18 protein-coding genes are annotated in these 19,330 nt (G+C 66.7%); 8 read left to right on the top strand and 10 right to left on the bottom strand.

Annotation, left to right across the window (positions count from 1 at the left end):
• From hfq to dusB, 6 genes are all read right to left on the bottom strand, one after another.
• Positions 1 to 463, bottom strand: a 463-nt coding sequence (hfq, locus tag QZ847_RS16795) for an RNA chaperone Hfq (RefSeq protein WP_294358844.1), incomplete at its 3' end; no start/stop codon positions are given.
• Positions 464 to 603: 140 nt separating this feature from the next.
• Positions 604 to 1,974, bottom strand: a complete 1,371-nt coding sequence (locus QZ847_RS16790) for a sigma-54 dependent transcriptional regulator (RefSeq protein WP_294358840.1) — start codon at positions 1,972 to 1,974, stop codon at positions 604 to 606.
• Between the two features lie 4 nt (positions 1,975 to 1,978).
• Complete coding sequence (locus QZ847_RS16785; RefSeq protein ID WP_294358838.1) at positions 1,979 to 4,180, bottom strand: ATP-binding protein; 2,202 nt, start codon at positions 4,178 to 4,180, stop codon at positions 1,979 to 1,981.
• 91 nt (positions 4,181 to 4,271) lie between these two features.
• Positions 4,272 to 5,705: a nitrogen regulation protein NR(I) gene (gene ntrC, locus QZ847_RS16780; RefSeq protein ID WP_294358835.1), complete on the bottom strand. Its 1,434-nt coding sequence runs from the start codon at positions 5,703 to 5,705 to the stop codon at positions 4,272 to 4,274.
• Entirely contained in the window at positions 5,705 to 6,763 is a 1,059-nt protein-coding gene (locus QZ847_RS16775; RefSeq protein ID WP_294358832.1) for an ATP-binding protein, read from the bottom strand. Before QZ847_RS16775 ends, ntrC begins: the two co-directional genes overlap by 1 nt.
• Positions 6,763 to 7,761, bottom strand: a complete 999-nt coding sequence (gene dusB, locus QZ847_RS16770) for a tRNA dihydrouridine synthase DusB (protein ID WP_294358826.1) — start codon at positions 7,759 to 7,761, stop codon at positions 6,763 to 6,765. The genes QZ847_RS16775 and dusB overlap by 1 nt, the downstream gene beginning before the upstream one ends.
• Before the next feature lie 34 nt (positions 7,762 to 7,795).
• On the opposite strand from dusB, the gene QZ847_RS16765 reads away from it, so the two are divergent.
• From QZ847_RS16765 to QZ847_RS16755, 3 genes are read left to right on the top strand one after another with little or no spacing between them, the layout of a single operon-like run.
• Positions 7,796 to 8,974: a bifunctional 2-C-methyl-D-erythritol 4-phosphate cytidylyltransferase/2-C-methyl-D-erythritol 2,4-cyclodiphosphate synthase gene (locus QZ847_RS16765; protein ID WP_294358823.1), complete on the top strand. Its 1,179-nt coding sequence runs from the start codon at positions 7,796 to 7,798 to the stop codon at positions 8,972 to 8,974.
• Positions 8,971 to 9,498: a hypothetical protein gene (locus tag QZ847_RS16760; protein WP_294358821.1), complete on the top strand. Its 528-nt coding sequence runs from the start codon at positions 8,971 to 8,973 to the stop codon at positions 9,496 to 9,498. The genes QZ847_RS16765 and QZ847_RS16760 overlap by 4 nt, the downstream gene beginning before the upstream one ends.
• Complete coding sequence (locus QZ847_RS16755) at positions 9,495 to 10,031, top strand: CinA family protein (RefSeq protein ID WP_093002626.1); 537 nt, start codon at positions 9,495 to 9,497, stop codon at positions 10,029 to 10,031. The genes QZ847_RS16760 and QZ847_RS16755 overlap by 4 nt, the downstream gene beginning before the upstream one ends.
• On the opposite strand, the gene QZ847_RS16750 is transcribed toward QZ847_RS16755, so the two are convergent.
• Positions 9,971 to 10,453, bottom strand: a complete 483-nt coding sequence (locus tag QZ847_RS16750; RefSeq protein ID WP_294358811.1) for a type II toxin-antitoxin system RatA family toxin — start codon at positions 10,451 to 10,453, stop codon at positions 9,971 to 9,973. The two genes, QZ847_RS16755 and QZ847_RS16750, sit on opposite strands and share 61 nt — an antisense overlap.
• Complete coding sequence (gene lipA, locus QZ847_RS16745) at positions 10,453 to 11,385, bottom strand: lipoyl synthase (protein ID WP_294192755.1); 933 nt, start codon at positions 11,383 to 11,385, stop codon at positions 10,453 to 10,455. Before lipA ends, QZ847_RS16750 begins: the two co-directional genes overlap by 1 nt.
• Positions 11,386 to 11,436: 51 nt before the next feature.
• Between lipA and QZ847_RS16740 the strand changes: the two genes are divergently transcribed.
• Complete coding sequence (locus QZ847_RS16740) at positions 11,437 to 12,072, top strand: carbonic anhydrase (RefSeq protein ID WP_294358808.1); 636 nt, start codon at positions 11,437 to 11,439, stop codon at positions 12,070 to 12,072.
• Positions 12,073 to 12,092: 20 nt separating this feature from the next.
• Here the strand turns inward: QZ847_RS16740 and QZ847_RS16735 are convergent, their stop codons facing one another.
• Both QZ847_RS16735 and aspS read right to left on the bottom strand, forming a co-directional pair.
• Positions 12,093 to 13,478: an APC family permease gene (locus QZ847_RS16735; RefSeq protein ID WP_294358803.1), complete on the bottom strand. Its 1,386-nt coding sequence runs from the start codon at positions 13,476 to 13,478 to the stop codon at positions 12,093 to 12,095.
• A gap of 68 nt (positions 13,479 to 13,546) precedes the next feature.
• The gene (aspS, locus tag QZ847_RS16730; protein ID WP_294358800.1) at positions 13,547 to 15,373 is read right to left on the bottom strand and encodes an aspartate--tRNA ligase; all 1,827 of its coding nucleotides are present in this window, start codon (positions 15,371 to 15,373) and stop codon (positions 13,547 to 13,549) included.
• Positions 15,374 to 15,519: 146 nt separating this feature from the next.
• On the opposite strand from aspS, the gene rnd reads away from it, so the two are divergent.
• The 4 genes from rnd (at position 15,520) to QZ847_RS16710 (ending at position 19,239) form a co-directional block, all read left to right on the top strand.
• The gene (gene rnd, locus QZ847_RS16725) at positions 15,520 to 16,695 is read left to right on the top strand and encodes a ribonuclease D (protein ID WP_093002636.1); all 1,176 of its coding nucleotides are present in this window, start codon (positions 15,520 to 15,522) and stop codon (positions 16,693 to 16,695) included.
• On the top strand, positions 16,692 to 16,976 hold the full coding sequence (locus tag QZ847_RS16720; protein ID WP_294358794.1) for an I78 family peptidase inhibitor: 285 nt from the start codon (positions 16,692 to 16,694) through the stop codon (positions 16,974 to 16,976). The genes rnd and QZ847_RS16720 overlap by 4 nt, the downstream gene beginning before the upstream one ends.
• A gap of 154 nt (positions 16,977 to 17,130) precedes the next feature.
• Positions 17,131 to 18,138, top strand: coding sequence for a metallophosphoesterase (locus QZ847_RS16715; protein WP_294358791.1), 1,008 nt, complete (start codon positions 17,131 to 17,133; stop codon positions 18,136 to 18,138).
• A gap of 81 nt (positions 18,139 to 18,219) precedes the next feature.
• Positions 18,220 to 19,239 carry a phosphoesterase gene (locus tag QZ847_RS16710; protein ID WP_294358788.1) on the top strand — a complete coding sequence of 340 codons (1,020 nt, stop codon included), beginning with the start codon at positions 18,220 to 18,222 and terminating at the stop codon, positions 19,237 to 19,239.
• Positions 19,240 to 19,330: the final 91 nt, after the last annotated feature.

The raw sequence follows: 19,330 nt of genomic DNA, 5'->3' as shown, positions 1-19,330 counted from the left end.
CGGCAAGGTTGAGCGGTCGCGACGGCTGGATCGTCGACACGGCGTGCTTGTAGACGAGCTGCGACATGCCATCGCGCTGGAGCAGCATGCAGAACAGGTCGAACGCCGCGATCGCGCCTTGCAGCATCACCCCGTTGACAAGGAACATCGTCACCGGGTCTTCCGACTTTCGCACGGCATTGAGGAAAATGTCCTGCAACAACGGCTGCTTGCGGGAGCTTTCTCCCAAAGATCCGACGATCCCTTCCACGTCGATCTGCCCGGCTGGCATGATCGTGGAAATCGCATGCTTGTAGATCAATTGCGACTGGCCATCACGTCGCAGCAGCACCGAGAAATTGTCGAACCAGGTCACAATTCCCTGCAGCTTGACCCCTTTGACGAGGAACATCGTTACTGGTGTCTTCGACTTGCGCAGCGAATTAAGGAACAGGTCCTGTAGCGAGGTCTGCTTGTCGGCCATGTGTCAGTCCATTTTCTTGGCGGGAGGTTCCCCGCGATGCGCCGGTGCCCGGCGTCGGCATTGCGTCCGTGATCGATTCAGAAGCTATGTAACGCGTTGGTCCACGTCCAGTGCCTGACACGGATTTACTACGCCGACACTCACTCGTCGCGCGTCTCGGTGATCCCCAGCAGCTTCAACTTGCGATGCAGCGCCGAGCGTTCCATTCCGATGAAGCTGGCAGTGCGCGAGATGTTGCCGGAGAACCGCCGGATCTGGACGCGCAGATACTCGCGCTCGAACGTCTCGCGCGCCTCGCGCAGCGGCGCCCCCATGATCGCGCTGCTGCCCGCCCCGGATCCTTGGTCGCCCAGCACCTCGGCCGGCAGCAAGTCGACGTCGATCCGCCCGATCCGGTTACCCGGGGCGAGGATGATCGTGCGCTCGACGACGTTGCGCAGTTCCCGCACATTGCCCGGCCAGTCGTAGGATTGCAGCGCCACCATCGCCTCGGTCGCGATCTGCGGCACGGCGACGCGTCGCTCGGCGGCATAGTGCGCGACGAAATGCTCGACCAGCGGCGGAATATCCTCGCGCCGCTCGGCGAGCGAAGGGATGACGACCGGCACGACGTTCAGGCGGTAGTATAGGTCCTCGCGAAAGCGTCCTTCCGCGATTTCCACCGGAAGGTCGCGTGCGGTGGCCGAGACGACGCGGATGTCGACCTTGACGACGCGCGTGCCCCCAACACGCGTGAAGCTCTGGTCGGTCAGGACGCGCAGGATACGCGCCTGCGTCGCCATCGGCATGTCAGCGATTTCATCGAGGAACAGCGTTCCGCCGTGTGCCTGTTCCAGCAGCCCGGTCCGCTTCAGGTCGCCATGCTCCTCGACCCCGAACAGTTCCTCCTCAACGCGCTCGGGCGCCATGCCGGCCGCACTCATCAGGACGAAGTTGGCGTGCGCGCGCTGGCTCCAGCCGTGCAGCAGCCGCGCGGCAACCTCTTTGCCCACGCCAGCCGGTCCCATGATCAGCGTGCGACTGCCTGTCCCCGCCACGCGCTTCAGCGTCGCGCGCACCGCGTTGATCGCGGTCGAGTTGCCGGTCAGGTCGACGGCCCTGCCCACCGCAGCACGCAACGATGCGACCTCGGCGCGCAGCCGCTCGGTCTCGGTCGCGCGCTCGACCATCAACAGCAGTCGCTCGGCCTGGAACGGCTTCTCGATGAAGTCGGCCGCACCCTTGCGGATGGCCGCGACTGCGGTGTCGAGCGTGCCGTGTCCGGAAATTACCAGCACCGGGATCGAGGGATCACGATGCTTGATTTCGTCGAGCAGTTCGAGGCCGTCGAGCCGCGACCCCTGCAGCCATACGTCGAGCAGCACGAGGCTCGGGCGCCGCGTCGCGATCGCCTCCAGCGCGCTGTCGCTGTCGGCGGCAACGCGCGTGTCATAGCCCTCGTCTTCAAGCACACCGGCCACGAGTTCACGGATGTCGAGTTCGTCATCGACGACGAGGATGTCGATCGCCATGCGTTTAATTCCGGCTCCTGGTCAAAGCGGCGATCGTGCGATCGTCGTCTGAATTATCTTGATCGTCGTCGAGCGCCAGCGGTTCGAGCAGCGCAGGTTCGAACGCCAGCGTCACGATCGTGCCGCCACCCGGACGATCGTCGAACGTGATCGATCCATGATGCTCCTCGACGATCTTCTTGACGATGGCCAAACCTAGCCCCGTTCCGCGCGCGCGCGTCGTCATGTACGGCTCGACGATCCGCTCGCGCTCCGCCGGCAGGCCGACGCCCGTGTCCGCGACGCTGATCGTCACGCGCTGATCGTCGCTGTTCAGCCGCATCGTGATCGCCGCGTCGTCGCGTCCCGACGCCTCCACTGCCTCGACCGCGTTCTTGACCACGTTGGTCAGCGCCTGTCCCAGCTGGCGGCGATCGCACACCAGCGTCGGTGCTGGATCGTCGTGCGTGAGCGTGAAGCGGATGCGCGGGTGCGCGACTTCGTGCAAAAACATCGTCTGCCGTGCGATGTCGAGCAGTGCCTCGTGGCGGAACAGGGGCTTCGGCATGCGCGCGAACGACGAGAATTCGTCCACCATCCGCCGCAGGTCGCCCACCTGACGCACGATCGTATCGGTCAGGCGTGCGAAGGTAGTGTCCCCCTCCTCCACCTTGCTGCCGTAGCGGCGTTGCAGGCGCTCGGCCGCGAGCTGGATCGGTGTCAGCGGGTTCTTGATCTCGTGCGCGATGCGGCGCGCCACGTCGGCCCAGGCCGCGCGACGCTGATCGGTCAGCTGCTGGGTGATGTCGTCGAAGGTGATGATCGGGCCTGACCCGTCGCGTGCAACGCGGGCCGCGAAGGTGCGCTGCTCGCCCGCGACCGACACTTGCACTGCGCCCTCGCGCGCGTCGTCGGAGAGCATCTGGTCGAGCTCGGGGGCGACACTCGCCAGCGGCCGCCCGATCGGTGAGTCCTCCAGCCCCAGCAACGTACGCGCAGAGCTGTTGGCGAGCCGGATCGTGCGGTCGTCCGCGATCGACAACACGCCCGCCGACACGCCCGACATCACCGCCTCGATCAGCGCGCGTCGACTCTCCAACTGCGTGTTGGCGGTGACGAGCGCGGTATTCTGCGTCTCCAGCCGCGATGTCATCGCGTTGAAGGCATTAGACAAAACACCGACCTCATCGCGCTCGAGCGTGTCGGGCACGCGCGCGGCGAGATCGCCGTTCGCGACCCGCCGCGCTGCCTCCACCAGTTCACCGACCGGTCGCACCAGCCGATCCGCAACCTGCAAGGCAATCCACACCGCGAACGCGACGATCAGCAGCGAGATGATCAACAGCGCCGCATTGAAGCGCAGCTGGAGCGAGCGCGCACGTTCCAGCAGTTGGCGATAATCGCCCAGCACCGCCGCCCCGCGGTCGATCTGCGCCGACAACTGCGGATCGAACACGCGCGCGGAATAGAGATAGGTGTTGGATTGATAGTCGAGTCTGGTCAGCGCACCCGCGCGGTCCGCCCCCTGAACGATCACCGTCGGTCTGCCACGATCCAGCTTCGCGACCATCTGAGGCGTCACGACACGATCCAGCGGGCGATCATACGGGTTGAGCAATGCCAGCGTACGCAGCTCCCCATCATCGCCCCGGCTAACGATCGCTGCCTCGGAGAGATTGCGCAGATACAGCTGGTAGGCGAGACCTTCGCTGAATCGTTTGCTGTCGATCGTGTCGGTGCGCAGATAGTTGGCCAAATCGCTCGACATGGTCGCAGTCTCCTGCGCCACGCGGTTGAGTTCGCTGGTGTAATTCTCCTGCGCCAGGCTCGCCGCATTCTCGAACATGCTGCGCGCACGGTCGGAATACCAGAATTGCACACCATATTGGAACAGCAGCGAGGCGAAGATCGTCACCAGCAGCGCGGGGACCGCGGCCACGGCCGAGAACAGCAACACGAGCCTGACGTGGAGCCGACCCTCCCCACCGACCGGAGAGCGCGCCGCGCGGCGACGCGCGATGCGACGGCCCGCGAGCATCATCAGCGCGATTCCGCCCGCCAGATTGGCGACGAGGACTAGCGCGATCACCGGTGGTGCGAGCAAACCCTTTGGATCACCCTCGCCACGGACGATGAAGTAACTGGCTAGCGCGATCGCGACCACCGCGGCGAGCACGCCCAATTCGACCGCCGGAGTCACCGACAGCCTGCGCGCCGGAGCGGTCATCGAGGGAGAAGCGGGCTGTGCGCCGGCATGCATCACCGGCGCGCTACACCATCACTGTTGCATGGAAAACACATATTTCGGTGAATGGAGGCTAAACCGCCGTCGGACCAGCCTCGGGATCGATGCCAAGCAGGTCGAGCCGCTTACGCAGCGTATTGCGGTTGAGACCGATCGCACGCGCCGCGCGTAGCTGATTGCCGCCGTGCCGCCGCAGCATCGCCTCGATCATCGGCCGCTCAACCGCCGCAACCAGTCGCGCATGCAGGGTACCGTCCTCCAGCGCGCGGGGTTCGCTGGACGCCAACTGCTCGATCATCGCGGTGACTGCCTGATCAAGGTCAAGATCGCGGCTGCCCTCGTTGAGGGTGGTCGCACCCAGCACATTTCTGATCTCGGTGGCCGTGATGCGGTCGTCGCGCGACAATGCCGCCAGGCGGCGCATCAGGTTTTCCAGCTCACGAACGTTGCCCGGCCAGGAGAACGCCTCCAACTCGGCCGCCCCGTCAGCGTCAAGCGTCTTGTGCGGCAGGCCGTCGCGGGCCGCACCCTCGAGGAAATGACGCGCGAGCTCGGCGATGTCGCCGCGCCGCTCACGTAACGCCGGCAACGAAATCGGCACCACGTTCAACCGATAGAACAGATCCTCGCGGAATTGCCCGTCCGCGATCGCATCGCGCAGATCTCGGTTGGTCGCGGCAACGATGCGCACCTCGGCGCGGATCGCTCGGGTACCGCCGACTGTGGTGAACTCGCCCGATTGCAGCACCCGCAGCAGCCGCGTCTGCGCATCGCGCGGCATGTCGCCAATTTCATCGAGGAACAGCGTTCCGCCGGCCGCCTGCTCGAACCGACCGGCGGTCCGCTGCGCCGCGCCGGTGAAGGCACCGCGTTCGTGCCCGAACAGCTCGGCCTCGATCAGCTCGCGCGGGATCGCTGCCATGTTGATTGCCACGAACGGCCCTGCGCGGCGCGGCCCGAGATCGTGGATCGCACGCGCGACCAGTTCCTTGCCCGTCCCCGACTCGCCCGACACCAGCACCGTCAGATCGTTCGACACCACGCGCGCGATGATGCGATAGACCTCCTGCATCGCGGGCGAGCGACCGATCAGCGGCAGTGACGCATCCGCTTCTGCGCTTGCCGGCGCATCCGCCCCGTTCTGCCGTGCTAGCGCAGCCGCGACGGTGCGCGTCAGCGTGTCCAAATCGAACGGCTTGGGCAGATAGTCGTAGGTGCCTGCCTCGGTCGCGCGCACCGCCGTCGTCAACGTGTTGCGCGCGGATAGAACGACGATCGGAAGGCGCGCATGTTCGGTGACGATTTTGGACGCGTGATCGATCCCGTCGCCATCGGGCAGGACCACGTCGGTGATCAGCGCATCGGGCAGCTTCGCGCGCATCTCGCGGTCGAGCTCCGCCAGACAGGTCGCAGTGCGCACGTTGTGCCCTGCGCGGCGCAGTGCCTGAGCGACCACCAGCCGGATCGCGTCATCGTCGTCGACCAGCAGGATGTCGGCCGCTGCCATTACGCAGCCCGCGGCAGCAGGATGCGAAACACCGTCGCGTTCGGCGTGCCCTCGCGCGAATATTGCACGAGGCCACCCATGTCGCGGATCAGCTTGTCGACGAGGGCCAGGCCGAGCCCCTTGCCCTCCGGTCGGCTCGACACGAACGGGTCGAACAGATGTTCGGCGATGTCGTCCGGCGCGCCAGGACCACTGTCGATCACGCAGATCTCGATCGGCAGCGCGACTCGGGTCTCGCCGTCCTTGGCCAACACCGTGATTCCGTGGCGGTACGCGGTTGCCAGTGTGATCCGTCTTTCGCCAATCTGTCCCAACGCGGCTGCCGCGTTCTTGAGCAGGTTGAGCATCACCTGCAACAAGGCGTCGTGGTTCCCCAGCGCAAGCGGCAACGACGGATCGTAGCGTTCCTCGACCGTAATCCCGCGTGCGAACCCCGCCAGCGCCACGTCGCGCGCGTGCGCCAGCAGCGGATAGATGTTGATCGGCTCCGTCTCGCGTGGCCGTGTGTCGGTGAAATCCTCCATCCGGTCGATCAGCGCGACCACGCGATCGACCTCCTTGATGACCAGGGCGCAGAGCTCGGCGGGCGCTGCTCCTGAAGCGATCAATTGTGCTGCACCGCGAATGCTCGACAGCGGGTTCTTTATCTCGTGCGCCAACATGGCGGCCGCTCCGACGGCGGAGCGTGCCGCCGCGGCACGATCGTTGGTCTGCCCGAGCCGCCGCGACGGGGCGGCGTGGTGCAGCGTCAGGACGCGCCAGCCGGGATGGTCCGGCACCTCCGCCTCGATCATGTCGACGCGCAGCGCGAGACCCTGACGCGTCGTGACCGTCGTGTCGAAGAACGCAGCCGCCTGTCCGCTTCGCCGTGGCAAGCCGCCGGGGCACGTCAGCACGTCACCCAGCCGCTGCCCGATGAGCGCGCGCTGCGACATGTTGAGCAGCGCCTCGCCTTCGGCATTTACCTGCGCGACGCGATCGTCGCCATCCAGCGTCAGCATCGCCACCGGCAAGGCCGCGATCAGATCGGCGTCACTCGGCTGGCTTCGCGCCAGCATCACGCCGCGGCGAGGGACAGATAGGGCGCGTAGAACTCGCGCAGCATCGTCTTCACCCGTTTCGCGTCAGGTTCCTGGTTGACCCGGTTGCGGAACACCGCCGACCCGTCGATCCCCTTGGTGTACCAGCCGATGTGCTTGCGCGCCATGTTGACGCCGGTAACGGTGCCATAATGTTCGAGCATCGCGTCGTAATGCTCTGCGATCACATGGTATTGTTCGTCGAGCGATGGATCAGGCACACGGCGTCCCTCCGCAAACCACGTCATCAACTGTCCCAGCAGCCATGGGCGCCCGTAAGCACCGCGCCCGACCATGATGCCGTCTGCGCCCGATTGCTCCAGCGCGGCCTCAGCGTCCTCGATCGAGCAGATGTCACCATTGGCGATGACCGGGATCGAGACCGCGTCCTTCACCCGGCGAATGAACCGCCAATCGGCCGCGCCCTTGTACATCTGGTTGCGCGTGCGACCGTGGACGGTGACCATGCGGATGCCGAGGTCTTCCGCGATCCGCGCCAGTTCGGGCGCGTTCAGGCTGTCGTGACACCAGCCCATTCGCATCTTGAGCGTGACCGGCACCTCGACGGCCTTCACCACGCCCTCGATGATCGAGCGCGCGAGCACCAGATCGCGCATCAGCGCGGAGCCCGCGTCGCCGTTGGTGACCTTGCGCACCGGGCAGCCCATGTTGATGTCGATGATCGCCGCGCCCTTGTCGCGCGCAAGCTTGGCGGCCTCGCCCATCTCGTACGGCGCGCAGCCGACGAGCTGCATCGACACCGGCTCCTCGGACAGATGCCACATCGCCTTTTGCAGCGACTGCCGCGTCTCGCGGATTGCGGCCTGGCTCGCGATCATTTCGGTCACGTTCAGCCCCGAGCCGTAGCGGCGGACGAGCGTGCGAAACGGCTGGTCGGTCACACCGGTCATCGGCGCGAGCACGACGGGCTGCTCGATCCGCACCGGACCGATCTGGATAGGGGTGAGTTTCTGCATGGTGCCTGTTATTTAGGCAGTAATCCTTTGGCGCATGGGTGGCAAGGTCGCGGACATGCGACTAGTCGCGTCGGCGATGAAGACCGTCGCGATCATCGTTGCCGCCGGAACCGGCTCGCGCTCGGGCCAGGCCGGGCCCAAGCAGTTCAGCACCGTTGCAGGGAAACCGATGCTGGTCTGGAGTTACCGCGCGTTCGCGGACCATCCGCGCATGAACGAGGTACTCGTCGTAATCGGCCGCGAGCAGGACACCTATCTGCATGAGGCACTTCCGGGCGCACGCTTCACGTATGGCGGAACGGAGCGGCACGAGTCGGTCGCGGCAGGACTGGCCGCCTGCGCGGACGCTGATGTCGTGCTGGTCCATGACGCGGCACGTCCGTTCGTTCCTGCCGGCACCATCGACCGCCTGCTAGACTCGCTCGATCATCACGACGGCGTGGTGCCGGTGCTCCCGGTTGCGGATACGCTGGTCCATATCGACGGCACGCTGGTCGCGCGCGAGCCGCTGCGACGTGTCCAGACGCCGCAGGCATTCCGCCGCGCCACGCTGTTGCGCGCGCACCACGCCTGGTCAGGGAACGCGCCCACCGACGACGCGCAGATGGTGCGTGCGCTTGGCGGCAGCGTCGCGCTGGTGCAGGGCGACCAGATGCTCGACAAGGTCACTTACCCCGCCGACTTCGCCGCCGCGGAAGCGCGGATCGGCTATGAAACGCGTTCGGCCAGCGGCTTCGACGTCCACCGGCTGGAGGATGGCGAGGAACTGTGGCTCGGTGGCGTCCTGATTCCGCATCATCAGGGTCTGTCCGGGCATAGCGATGCCGACGTGGCGCTCCACGCGATCACCGACGCGGTGCTCGGCACGATCGCCGCTGGCGACATCGGCACGCACTTCCCGCCAAGCGATCCAAAGTGGAAGGGTGCCGAGTCGGGGCAGTTCCTGTCGCACGCGCGTGAACTGGTAGAGGCACGCGGCGGTCGCGTCACCTTCGTCGACCTGACGATCATGTGCGAGGCGCCGAAGATTGGGCCACACCGCGCAGCGATGCAGGCGCGGATTGGCGAACTGCTCGATCTGCCGGTCGACCGCGTCAGCGTGAAGGCGACCACAACCGAGCGGCTCGGCTTCACCGGTCGCGGCGAGGGCATCGCGGCGCAAGCGATCGCGACGATTCAACTCCCCGGTCAATTGCCGGGCACGCCTGCATGAGCCGGGCGTTCGCACTTGCAGCCGCGCTGTCGCTGGTCGCGGCACCAGCCGCCGCGCAGACGCCGTGCCTGAATCAGTCGGAAGCCGAATCGATCGCGCTGGTCAGTATGCCCGCGATCATCCGCGACGCCGGCCGTGTCTGCGCCGCGCTGCCCGCGACCAGCCTGCTGCGGCGGACATCGGGGCCGTTCCTCGCCAAATACGACGCCGAGGCCGATCGCGCCTGGCCCGCGGCGAGACAGGCGATCGCGAAGCTGAGCGATCCCTCGGTGGAACTGCTGCTTATGAGCGACTATGCTCGTCCGATGCTGACCAGCCTGTTCGCGCCGCAGATCACCGGGCGTCTTCAGCCGCGCGACTGCCCGACGCTCGACCGCCTCGTTACGCTGCTCGAGCCGCTGCCGGCGCGCAACACAGCCGGCATCGTCGTCGCCACGCTCCAGTACATCAAGGCCGAGCACGCGCGCGGCGCGATGCGCGATGCGCCCGATCTGCCGATTTGCGCTGCAAAGGCTGCGCAATGAGCGACGGCCACAGCGACAGCGTGCTTCCCGCCGAACTGCTCGCCGCCGCACGCCGGGTGGTGGAGGAAAACCGCGCGGCGAAGCGCTGCGTCGCGGTAGCGGAGAGCTGCACCGGCGGGCTGGTGTCCGCCGCGCTGACCGAGATCGCGGGCTCGTCGGCCGTGTTCGAGTCGGGCTTCGTCACCTATTCCAATGAGGCGAAGATCGCGATGCTGGGGGTCAGCCGCGACGTGCTCGACACCTTTGGCGCGGTGTCGATCGCGACCGCGTGGAGCATGGCGCAGGGTGCACTCGCCAAATCGGGCGCCGACGTGGCGGTCGCGATCACCGGGGTCGCGGGGCCGGGCGGCGGCAGCGAGAAGAAGCCCGTCGGCACCGTCGTCTTCGCGCGCGCCGAGCGCGGCGGCGATCCCGCCGACGTCATCGCCGATCGCAAGTTCTTCGGCGATATCGGACGCGGGGGCGTCCGGCTTCAGGCGGCGCTGTGCGCGCTCGAACTGCTGCTGCCAGGACCTGCGGTGGAGGCCGAATAGAGTACCGCCGCGCGCGTCTCGAACGCGCCGATCATCTTACGCAGCGCAACCGAGAACACCTGCCCCGCCAGCATCTCAAACATCCGGTTCTTGAACGCGAAATCGACTGTGAAATCGACGAAGCAGCCGCCCTTCCCATCTTCGCGAAAACGCCAGTCGTTGTAGAGGTACTTGAGCGGTCCATCGACATATTCGACATGGATCGCCTCGGGCCGCTGCTTTTTCACGCGCGACGTGAACGTCTCGCGCAAACCCTTGAAGCCGACGATCATGTCGGCGACCGTCTCGGTCTCGCTGTCCTGCCGCACGCGCATCGCCGTCACCCAGGGCAGGAACTCGGGGTAGCGGCGCACGTCCGCCACCATGTCGAACATCTGCTCAGGGGTGTACGGCAGCGCGCGCGTCTCGGAATGCTTCGGCATCAGGCGCGCGCCAGCTTCGCCTCGCGCGCGGCCCGCAGCTTCGCGAAATCGTCGCCGGCGTGGTAACTCGACCGCGTCAGCGGCGATGAGGCGACCAGCAGGAACCCCTTGGCGCGCGCAATCGCGGCATAGGCATCGAATGCCTTGGGCGTGACGAAGTCGGCCACCTTGGCGTGCTTGGGCGTGGGCTGCAGATACTGGCCCATCGTCAGGAAATCGATGTCGGCCGAACGCATGTCGTCCATCACCTGATGAACCTCCAGCCGCTCCTCGCCCAGCCCCATCATCACGCCCGACTTGGTGAAGATCGACGGGTCGTGCCGCTTCACGCTCTCCAGCAACCTGAGCGAGGCGTAGTAACGCGCACCGGGGCGGATCGTCGGGTAGAGGCGGGGTACGGTTTCCAGATTGTGATTATACACGTCTGGCCGCGCCTCGACGATTGACTCGACCGCGGCCTGCGCCTTGTTGCGGAAGTCGGGTGTCAGGATCTCGATCGTCGTCGACGGCGTGTTGCGGCGGAGAGCCTGAATCACCTTCACGAACTGCGACGCGCCGCCATCGGGCAAGTCGTCGCGATCGACCGAGGTGATGACGATATGCTGCAATCCCATCTCCGCCGCCGCCACTGCGACATGCTCGGGCTCGAGCGGGTCGACCGCGCGCGGCATACCGGTCTTGACGTTGCAGAACGCGCACGCGCGCGTGCACGTGTCGCCCAGGATCATCACGGTCGCATGCTTCTTGGTCCAGCATTCGCCGATGTTGGGGCACGCCGCCTCCTCGCACACGGTGGCGAGGTTGAGGCGCCGCATCAGCTGCTTGGTTTCGGCGAAGCCGGTCGAGGTCGGTGCCTTGACGCGGATCCAGTCCGGCTTGCGCGCCCGGATCGGCGCAGTGGTGGGAGCCAGAAGCGAATTACTGTCGTTCATGCGGTGCGAGATAGCGTCGTCTGAGTGTTGAAACAACGTAGGAGCTACAGAATGCCAAGGGATGTTGCCGGCCTGATCGAGGGTTATCACCGCTTCCGCAACGAGGACTGGGAGCAGGAAAAGGCCGAGTGGGAGACGCTGTCCAAGGGGCAGAAGCCCAAGGTGCTGGTGATCGCCTGCTCCGACAGCCGCGTCGACCCCACGCAGATCTTCGATGCCAAGCCCGGCGAGTTGTTCGTCATCCGCAACGTCGCCAATCTGGTGCCGCCGTTCGAGACCGGCGGCGGCTATCACGGCGTGTCGGCGGCGCTCGAGTTCGCGGTGACGCAGCTCAAGGTCGGCGAGATCCTGATCATGGGCCACGCTTCGTGCGGCGGCTGCGCGGCGGCCTTGTCGCAGGGGTTCAAGGATGCCGAGAAGGGCGCGGGCGGTTTCGTTGCCGACTGGATCAGCCTGCTCGACGACGCGCGTGAGAAGGTCGTCGCGGAAAAGGGCACCGGCCCCGAGGCGCAGACCGCGATCGAGTGGGAGGGCATCCGCTCATCGATCAAGAACCTGCGCACCTTCCCCTTCGTCAAGGAACGCGAGGATGCGGGCGATCTGAAACTGCGCGGCGCGTGGTTCGGCATCGCCGAGGGCCAGCTTCGCGTGATGCAGGACGGCGAAGGCGCGTTTGAGCCCGCCTGACACCTACCGGTGCCGGTCGTTCAGGCGATCGGCACCTTTGCCTGCCACCGTCGCCGTTTGAGCACGAGCAGGTAATAGGCCGCGGCTATGACGATCTGCACAATCGTGGCGATGATCGCCGGTCGCCCTTCTGCCACATCCTGCCATGTCGCGACCGTGATCAGGGCAAGCGCGATCAGCGTCACAACCGGCGCGAGCGGATAGAGCGGCATGCGGTAGGTCGCGTGACGCGACGCGCCCGATCTCCGGCCGACCATCGCAGCGACCGCGATGCCGGCGTAGATCGCGATCAGCCCCGCCCCGCTCCACACCTCCAGCAAGCGCAGCGGCAGGAAACATAGAACCATGCCAACGCTACCGACCATCAGGGTGCCGAGCCACGGCGATCCCCAACGCGGATGGATCGCGCTCATCCAGCGATCGAGCGGCCGCCCCCACGACCCATCGCGCGCGGTGCCGTAGAAGAAGCGCGCGCAGGCGAGCACCCACGCGATGATCGCGTTGACGATCGCCAGCGCGACGCCCAGCGCCATCGCCTGCCCGGCACGCTCTCCCGTCATCGCAGTCACCAGATCGCCGAACGGGTTGGACGACGTGAGCATCGCGCGGAGGTCCACCGCCCCCATCAGCGCGGCGAGAAGCGGCACGCCCTCCAGCACAAGCGTGAACACCAGCGCCAGCATGATCGAGCGCGCGATCCGATGCGGCGCCTCATGCATCTCCTCGCCGAAATACACCGCCGCGCCGTAGCCGTTAAAGGCGAAGATCGCGATCGAGGCAGCAACGCCGATCGACGTCAGCGATGCAGGCGCGAGCCCCTGCCCCACAGCCATCATCGGCGCGACGAGGAACTCCACCGGGTTGCGCTGTACATCGACGAGACCGAACGCCGTGACTGCGAGCAGCGCCGCCACCTCGATCAACAGGAAGAGCCCGGTTACGAGCGCGTTGACGCGAATGTTGAGCAACCCAATCAGCGTGCACGCCCCCACCACTATAATCGCAGTCGGCACTTGCGGCAGCGCAGGGATCACGCCGACCAGCACCTCGCGGATACCCAGCCCCGCGACCGGCAAGAAGATCAGGTTGTTGAACACGTTGACGCCCAGCATCACGAAGCCCGCCATCGGCCCGAGCGTGTGCGCGACCATGACGTACTCGCCACCCGCGACCGGCCAGGCGGATGACAGCTCGGCGTAGATATAGGCGGTGGCGACGCACACCAGCCCGGCGATGATCGTCGCCCAGATCGCGCCGGTGCCCGCGACCTGCAACATGCCCGGCACGATCACGAACACCGACGACGCCGGCGTCGTGACCGACAGCGTCAGGAACAGCACGCCCGCCACGCTCAGGCTGCGCGCGAGCGGCACCGGCGGCGCCGATGAAAGCTGTTCTTTTGGCATCGACCCCCGCCTTAATGGCGCGGGCTTCTTACATGGTTAACGAGGGGGTGCCAGCCCCTCAGCGCCAATCAGCCAGCGCGCTTGCTGACCGCAGCGTCGACGTCTGCCTTGGGCCCGTCGACCGTCACGCGCAGGTTCAGCTCGCGCAGCTGCTTGGGCGTCGCGTAGTTGGGCGCACCCATCATCAGGTCCTCCGCCTTCTGGGTCATCGGAAAGACGATGACTTCGCGAATGTTCGGCTCGTCCGCCAGCAGCATGACGATGCGGTCGATGCCCGGCGCCGATCCGCCGTGCGGCGGCGCGCCGTATTTGAACGCGTTGATCATGCCCGCGAAGTTCGTGTCGACGTCAGCCTGGCTGTAGCCCGCGATCTCGAACGCCTTGTACATGATGTCGGGGCGATGGTTGCGGATCGCACCGGACGACAGCTCCACGCCGTTGCAGACGATGTCGTACTGATAGGCGAGGATGTCGAGCGGGTCCTTCGTCTCAAGCGCCTCCATCTCGCCCTGCGGCATCGAGAACGGGTTGTGGCTGAAATCGACCTTCTTGTTGTCCTCGTCATACTCGAACATCGGGAAGTCGACGATCCAGCAGAATTCGAAACGGTTCTGGTCGATCAGGCCGAGCTGATCGGCAACGCGCGTGCGCGCCAGCCCGGCGAGCTTCGCGGCCTGCGCTTCCTTGCCGGCGGCAAAGAACAGGCCGTCGTTCGGCCCGAGCCCGAGCGCGTCGGCCATCGCCGACATCTTGTCCTCACCGTGATTCTTGGCGATCGGCCCGCCCCACTCGCCGTTCTTGCGCGTGGCGTAGCCGAGCCCGGCGAACCCCTCGCCCTGCGCCCAGGCGTTCATGTCGTCGAAGAACTTGCGGCTCTTCTCGTGCGTACCCGGTGCCGGGATCGCGCGCACCACATCGCCCGCCTCGACGATCGAGGCGAAGCGGCCGAAGCCGGACCCGACGAACTGCTCCGACACGTCCGCGATGATCAGCGGATTGCGCAGGTCGGGCTTGTCGTTGCCGTATTTCAGCATCGATTCGCGGTACGGGATGCGCTTGAACGGCAGTGCGGAGACGGTGCGCCCCTTGCCCTGCCAGTTTGCAAACTCCTCGAACACGCCGTGCAGCACCGGCTCGATCGCCTGGAACACGTCCTCCTGCGTGACGTAGCTCATCTCGAAATCGAGCTGGTAGAACTCGCCCGGCGAGCGATCGGCGCGCGCGTCCTCGTCGCGGAAGCACGGTGCGATCTGGAAATAGCGGTCAAATCCGGCGACCATCAGCAGCTGCTTGAACATCTGCGGCGCCTGCGGCAGCGCGTAGAACTTGCCCGGATGGACGCGGCTGGGGACGAGATAATCGCGCGCGCCCTCGGGCGACGAAGCCGTCAGGATCGGCGTCTGGAACTCGGTGAAGCCCTGGTCGACCATGCGGCGGCGGATCGACGCGATCACGCTCGAGCGCAGCATGATGTTGGCGTGCAGCTTCTCGCGGCGCAGATCGAGGAAGCGGTTCCGCAGCCGGATCTCCTCCGGATATTCGGCGTCGCCGAACACGGGCATCGGCAGCTCGGCAGCGTGGCTCTGCACGGTCGCGGCGCGCGCATAGACCTCGATCTCGCCGGTCGCGAGATTTGGGTTCACCGTTGCCTCCGACCGCCGCTTCACATTGCCGTCGATCGTTACCACCGACTCGACGCGAAGCCCGTCGAGCAGCGCCAGCACCGGGCTGTCGGTGTCCGCAACGATCTGCGTGATGCCGTAATGGTCGCGCAAGTCGACGAACAGCACCCCGCCATGGTCGCGCTTGCGATGCACCCAGCCCGACAGGCGGACGGTCTCGCCATCGTTCTCGGCGGTCAGTTGGGCGCAGGTGTGCGAGCGATAGGCGTGCATGAGCGGGTCTCTTGATCGTCACCCCGGCGAGACCGGGATTGGTGGCGGCTGGCGGGTACGTTTCGTACTCGGCCGATAACTCGCGCGCCCTCCCCTTCCAACCACGCTTTGTCAAGCTGGCGCAGCCCCGCTATGACCCGCGGCATATGCACGTTCATCCCCTGATTACCGATAGCGCCACGCTCGCGAACCTGTGCGCCCGCCTCGCCGATGCGCCCTTCGTGACCGTCGACACCGAATTTATGCGCGAGAGCACCTATTACCCCGAGCTCTGCCTGATTCAGATCGCGGACACCGAGGAAGCCGCCGCGATCGACCCCAAGGCGCCCGGGCTCGACATGACGCCGCTGCTCGAGTTGCTGACCGAGAACGAGGATGTGCTCAAGGTCTTCCACGCCGGCGGGCAGGATATCGAGATCATCTACAATCTCACCGGCCGCACCCCGCATCCGCTGTTCGACACGCAGGTGGCGGCGATGGCGCTCGGTCAGGGTGAGCAGATCGGTTACTCGAACTTGGTCGACAGCTGGCTCGGTATCCAGGTCGACAAGGGCGCGCGGTTCACCGACTGGTCCAGGCGCCCGCTCGATGATCGCCAGGTCGATTACGCCATCGGCGACGTGACGCATCTGTCACGCATCTTCCCCAAGATGCTGGAACGATTGAAGAAGACCGGGCGTGGCGCATGGCTCGATCAGGAAATGGAGCGGCTCGCCGATCCAGCGAACTACGCCAATGACCCCGATCTCGCGTGGAAGCGCGTGCGCGTCGCCAGCCGCAAGGCCGACGTGCTCGGGCGGTTGAAGGCGATCGCGCGCTGGCGCGAGCTGGAAGCGCAGGGCAAGGACCTGCCGCGCGGCCGCATCGTCAAGGACGAGACGCTCGGTGACCTCGCCGGCCACCCGCCGCGCCGCCAAGCCGACCTCGCCAAGGTGCGCGGCCTGTCGCAGACCTGGGCCTCGAACGAGATCGGCGCGCGGCTGATGGCGGCGATCGAGCATGCTCGTCCGCTTCCGGCCGACGAGATGCCCGCCCGCGACGATCGCAAGCCGGGGCTCGGCAAGGACGGCGCGCTCGTCGCCGACCTCTTGAAGCTGCTGCTCAAGATCCGCGCGCGCGACATCGACGTGGCCCCGCGGTTGCTCGCGCGCTCGGACGACCTCGAAGCACTTGCGGCCGGCGCGCGCAGCGGTCTGTCGATCCTTGAGGGCTGGCGCTTCGACCAGTTCGGCCGCGACGCGCTCGACCTGGTCGAGGGCCGGATGGCGTTCGCGGTGACCGGCGGTCGGTTGAAGATGACCCGCGCGGAGGCGGCGGAATGATGCGCGCCGCCCTGCTGATCGCGGCCGTGACGGTGACGGCGTGCGCGCCCAAGAACGCGGAGGTCGCCGCCTCCTCCGCTGAGACGTGCAACGCCGAAGCGGTGCAACGCTTCCTCGGGCAGCCTGCCGACACCGCGCAAGCCGAGTCGCAGCGGCTGAGCGGCGCGCGCACCGTCCGCCGCTACGCGACCGGCGACATGCTGACGATGGACTACCGCGTCGATCGCCTGAACATCGAAATCGACGCGGGCGGCCGGATCGTGAAGCTCACCTGCGGGTGAGCCGCAAAGGCTGACGCGCACGCGTTGTTGGGCGAGGAGTAGCGCCGTCTTTCACCTGTTCTTCTCGATCCCCAGCCTCATTGTCATCGCGCGCTGGCTGATCCCGCTATCGCTCCCCGTCGAGTGGAAGCTCGCCAGCGCATTGCTGCTGCTGTTGGCATCGCAATATCATCTATGGAGCCGGCTCTCGTCGGGTTCGGTGTTCGCCCCCGAGTTTCCACGCCACATCGTGCTGCTGTTCAACTGGGCGTTCGGCGCGATCCTGCTGCTGGCCGTACTCCAGCTTGCCCTCGACGTGGCAAGCGTGATCGGCTGGTTGGTGAAGCGCGGCGCTTGGGCGATGCCGGATATGGCGCGCTACGCAGCCGCCGTGCTCGCGGTGGTGCTGGCCGCGATGGGCGTTGCAAACGCGTCCCGCGTTCCACCGGTCAAGGATGTCGCGGTCGCGATCCCGAATCTGCCGGCGGCGTTCGAGGGCTACCGGCTCCTGCAGCTCACCGATCTGCATCTCAGCCGGCTGTTCACCGCGCGATGGGCGAGCGCCCTCGTCGCGCGCGCCAACGCATCGGGTGCGGACGCGATCGTCGTCACGGGCGACTTCATCGACGGCTCGGTCGCGATGCGTCTCGCCGACGTAGCGCCGCTCGCCGACTTGCGCGCGCCCGACGGCGTATGGGCCGTTCCGGGCAATCACGAGTATTTTTTCGATTACGCCGACTGGATGCGCCACCTGACCGGCCTGGGCATTAGCATGCTACCGAATGTGCACACCGTGCTGCGGCGCGAGGGCGCCACGCTGGTGATCGCGGGCGTGACCGATGCCTCGGCACGTGGCGCGGGCCAGGCAGGCCCCGACCTCGCCGCCGCGCTGGCGGGTGCACCCCCTGCAGCGCCGATCATCCTGCTCGACCATCAACCGCGCAACGCACGCGCGGCGGCCGCCGCGGGCGCGGCGCTGCAATTATCGGGGCACACCCACGGCGGGATGATCGCCGGCATGGCGAAGCTGCTCGAACCCGCGAACGGAGGTTTCGTGTCAGGCGCCTACCGCATCGGCGACATGACGCTTTACGTCAGCAATGGCACTGGCCTGTGGCCCGGCTTCGCGCTTCGCCTCGGACGACCATCGGAGATGACCCGCTTCACGCTCCACCGCGCGTGAACCTCCGCTGCCGCTGGCGGTTCTGCCGCCATGATCGGTTCCCTCACCAATGATGACCCTCGTGCCGATGCGCGCGCGGGCATGGCCCGCTTCCTCGACGATGTGCCAGATGGTCGAATCGTCGTCGCCGGTCACTTCGACGCCGACGGTCTGGCAGCGGCGGCGATCCTCCTGCGCGCGCTGCGGGCGGGCGGGCGCGATGCCGAGGCGGCGATCGTCGGCAAGGGCGAGACGCCGTGGGATGCCTCATTCGCCGATCGACTACGCGCTATGTCTCCCGCTGGCCTGATCGTCACCGATCTCGGCACCCGCGACGACCCCGTTCTTGCAGGCGTGCCGACGCTGACGATCGACCATCACCGGCCGACCGGCACGCCGCCCGACGGCGTGACACTGAGCGGCCACGAACTCGATCCCGAACCCACCAGCGCGCTGATCGCGTGGTGGGCCGCCGCCGCCATCGGCGATCAGAGCGAGCTGCAATGGCTCGCTGCACTCGGCCTGATCGGCGACATGGCGCCCGAGGATGCTTTTCCCGAACTCGCCGAGGCGCAGCAACGCTGGGGCAAGACCGCGCTGCGCGACGCGACCTCGCTCGTCAACGCGCCGCGGCGCACCGCAACGGCCGACGCATCACCCGCACTGCGCCTGCTGCTGAAGGCGGACGGGCCGAAGGTCATCACCAAGGGAGGCAGCGCTGACGCGGCCGCCTTGGTCGCGGCAAAGGCAGAAGTCCGCACGGAGGTTGAGGCCGCGCGCCGCCTCGCCCCGCGCGTGGTCGGCGATGTCGCACTGATCCTGTTCTCCTCACCGTGCCAGATTCACCCATTGATCGCGCAGCAGTGGCGCGGGCGGTTGAAGGACAAGGTCGTGATCGCCGCCAACAGCGGCTACCGCCCCGGCTGGGTCCATTTCGCCGCACGGTCGGCGAGCGGCCGCGACCTGCTCGCCTTCCTCGCCGGGCACCGACCCGATGGCGCCGACGGTCGCTTCGGCAACGGTCACGCGCAGGCGACCGGCGGCGCCTTGCCGATCGAACAATGGAACACGTTCGTGAGCGGACTCGGCTTCGACGAAGCGACGCTGCCACGCGCCGGCTGATCGCCAGACTACGACCATCGCGCCGCCCACCGTCATTGCCGCGTCACCATCGCTCGACTATCCTAGCCGCCATCATCGGAGAAGCGTCATG

Source organism: uncultured Sphingomonas sp. (genome assembly GCF_913778135.1).
Taxonomy (GTDB): Bacteria; Pseudomonadota; Alphaproteobacteria; order Sphingomonadales; family Sphingomonadaceae; genus Sphingomonas.
Note: the sequence above shows the minus strand (reverse complement) of the source record. Positions and strands in the feature narration are given on the sequence as shown.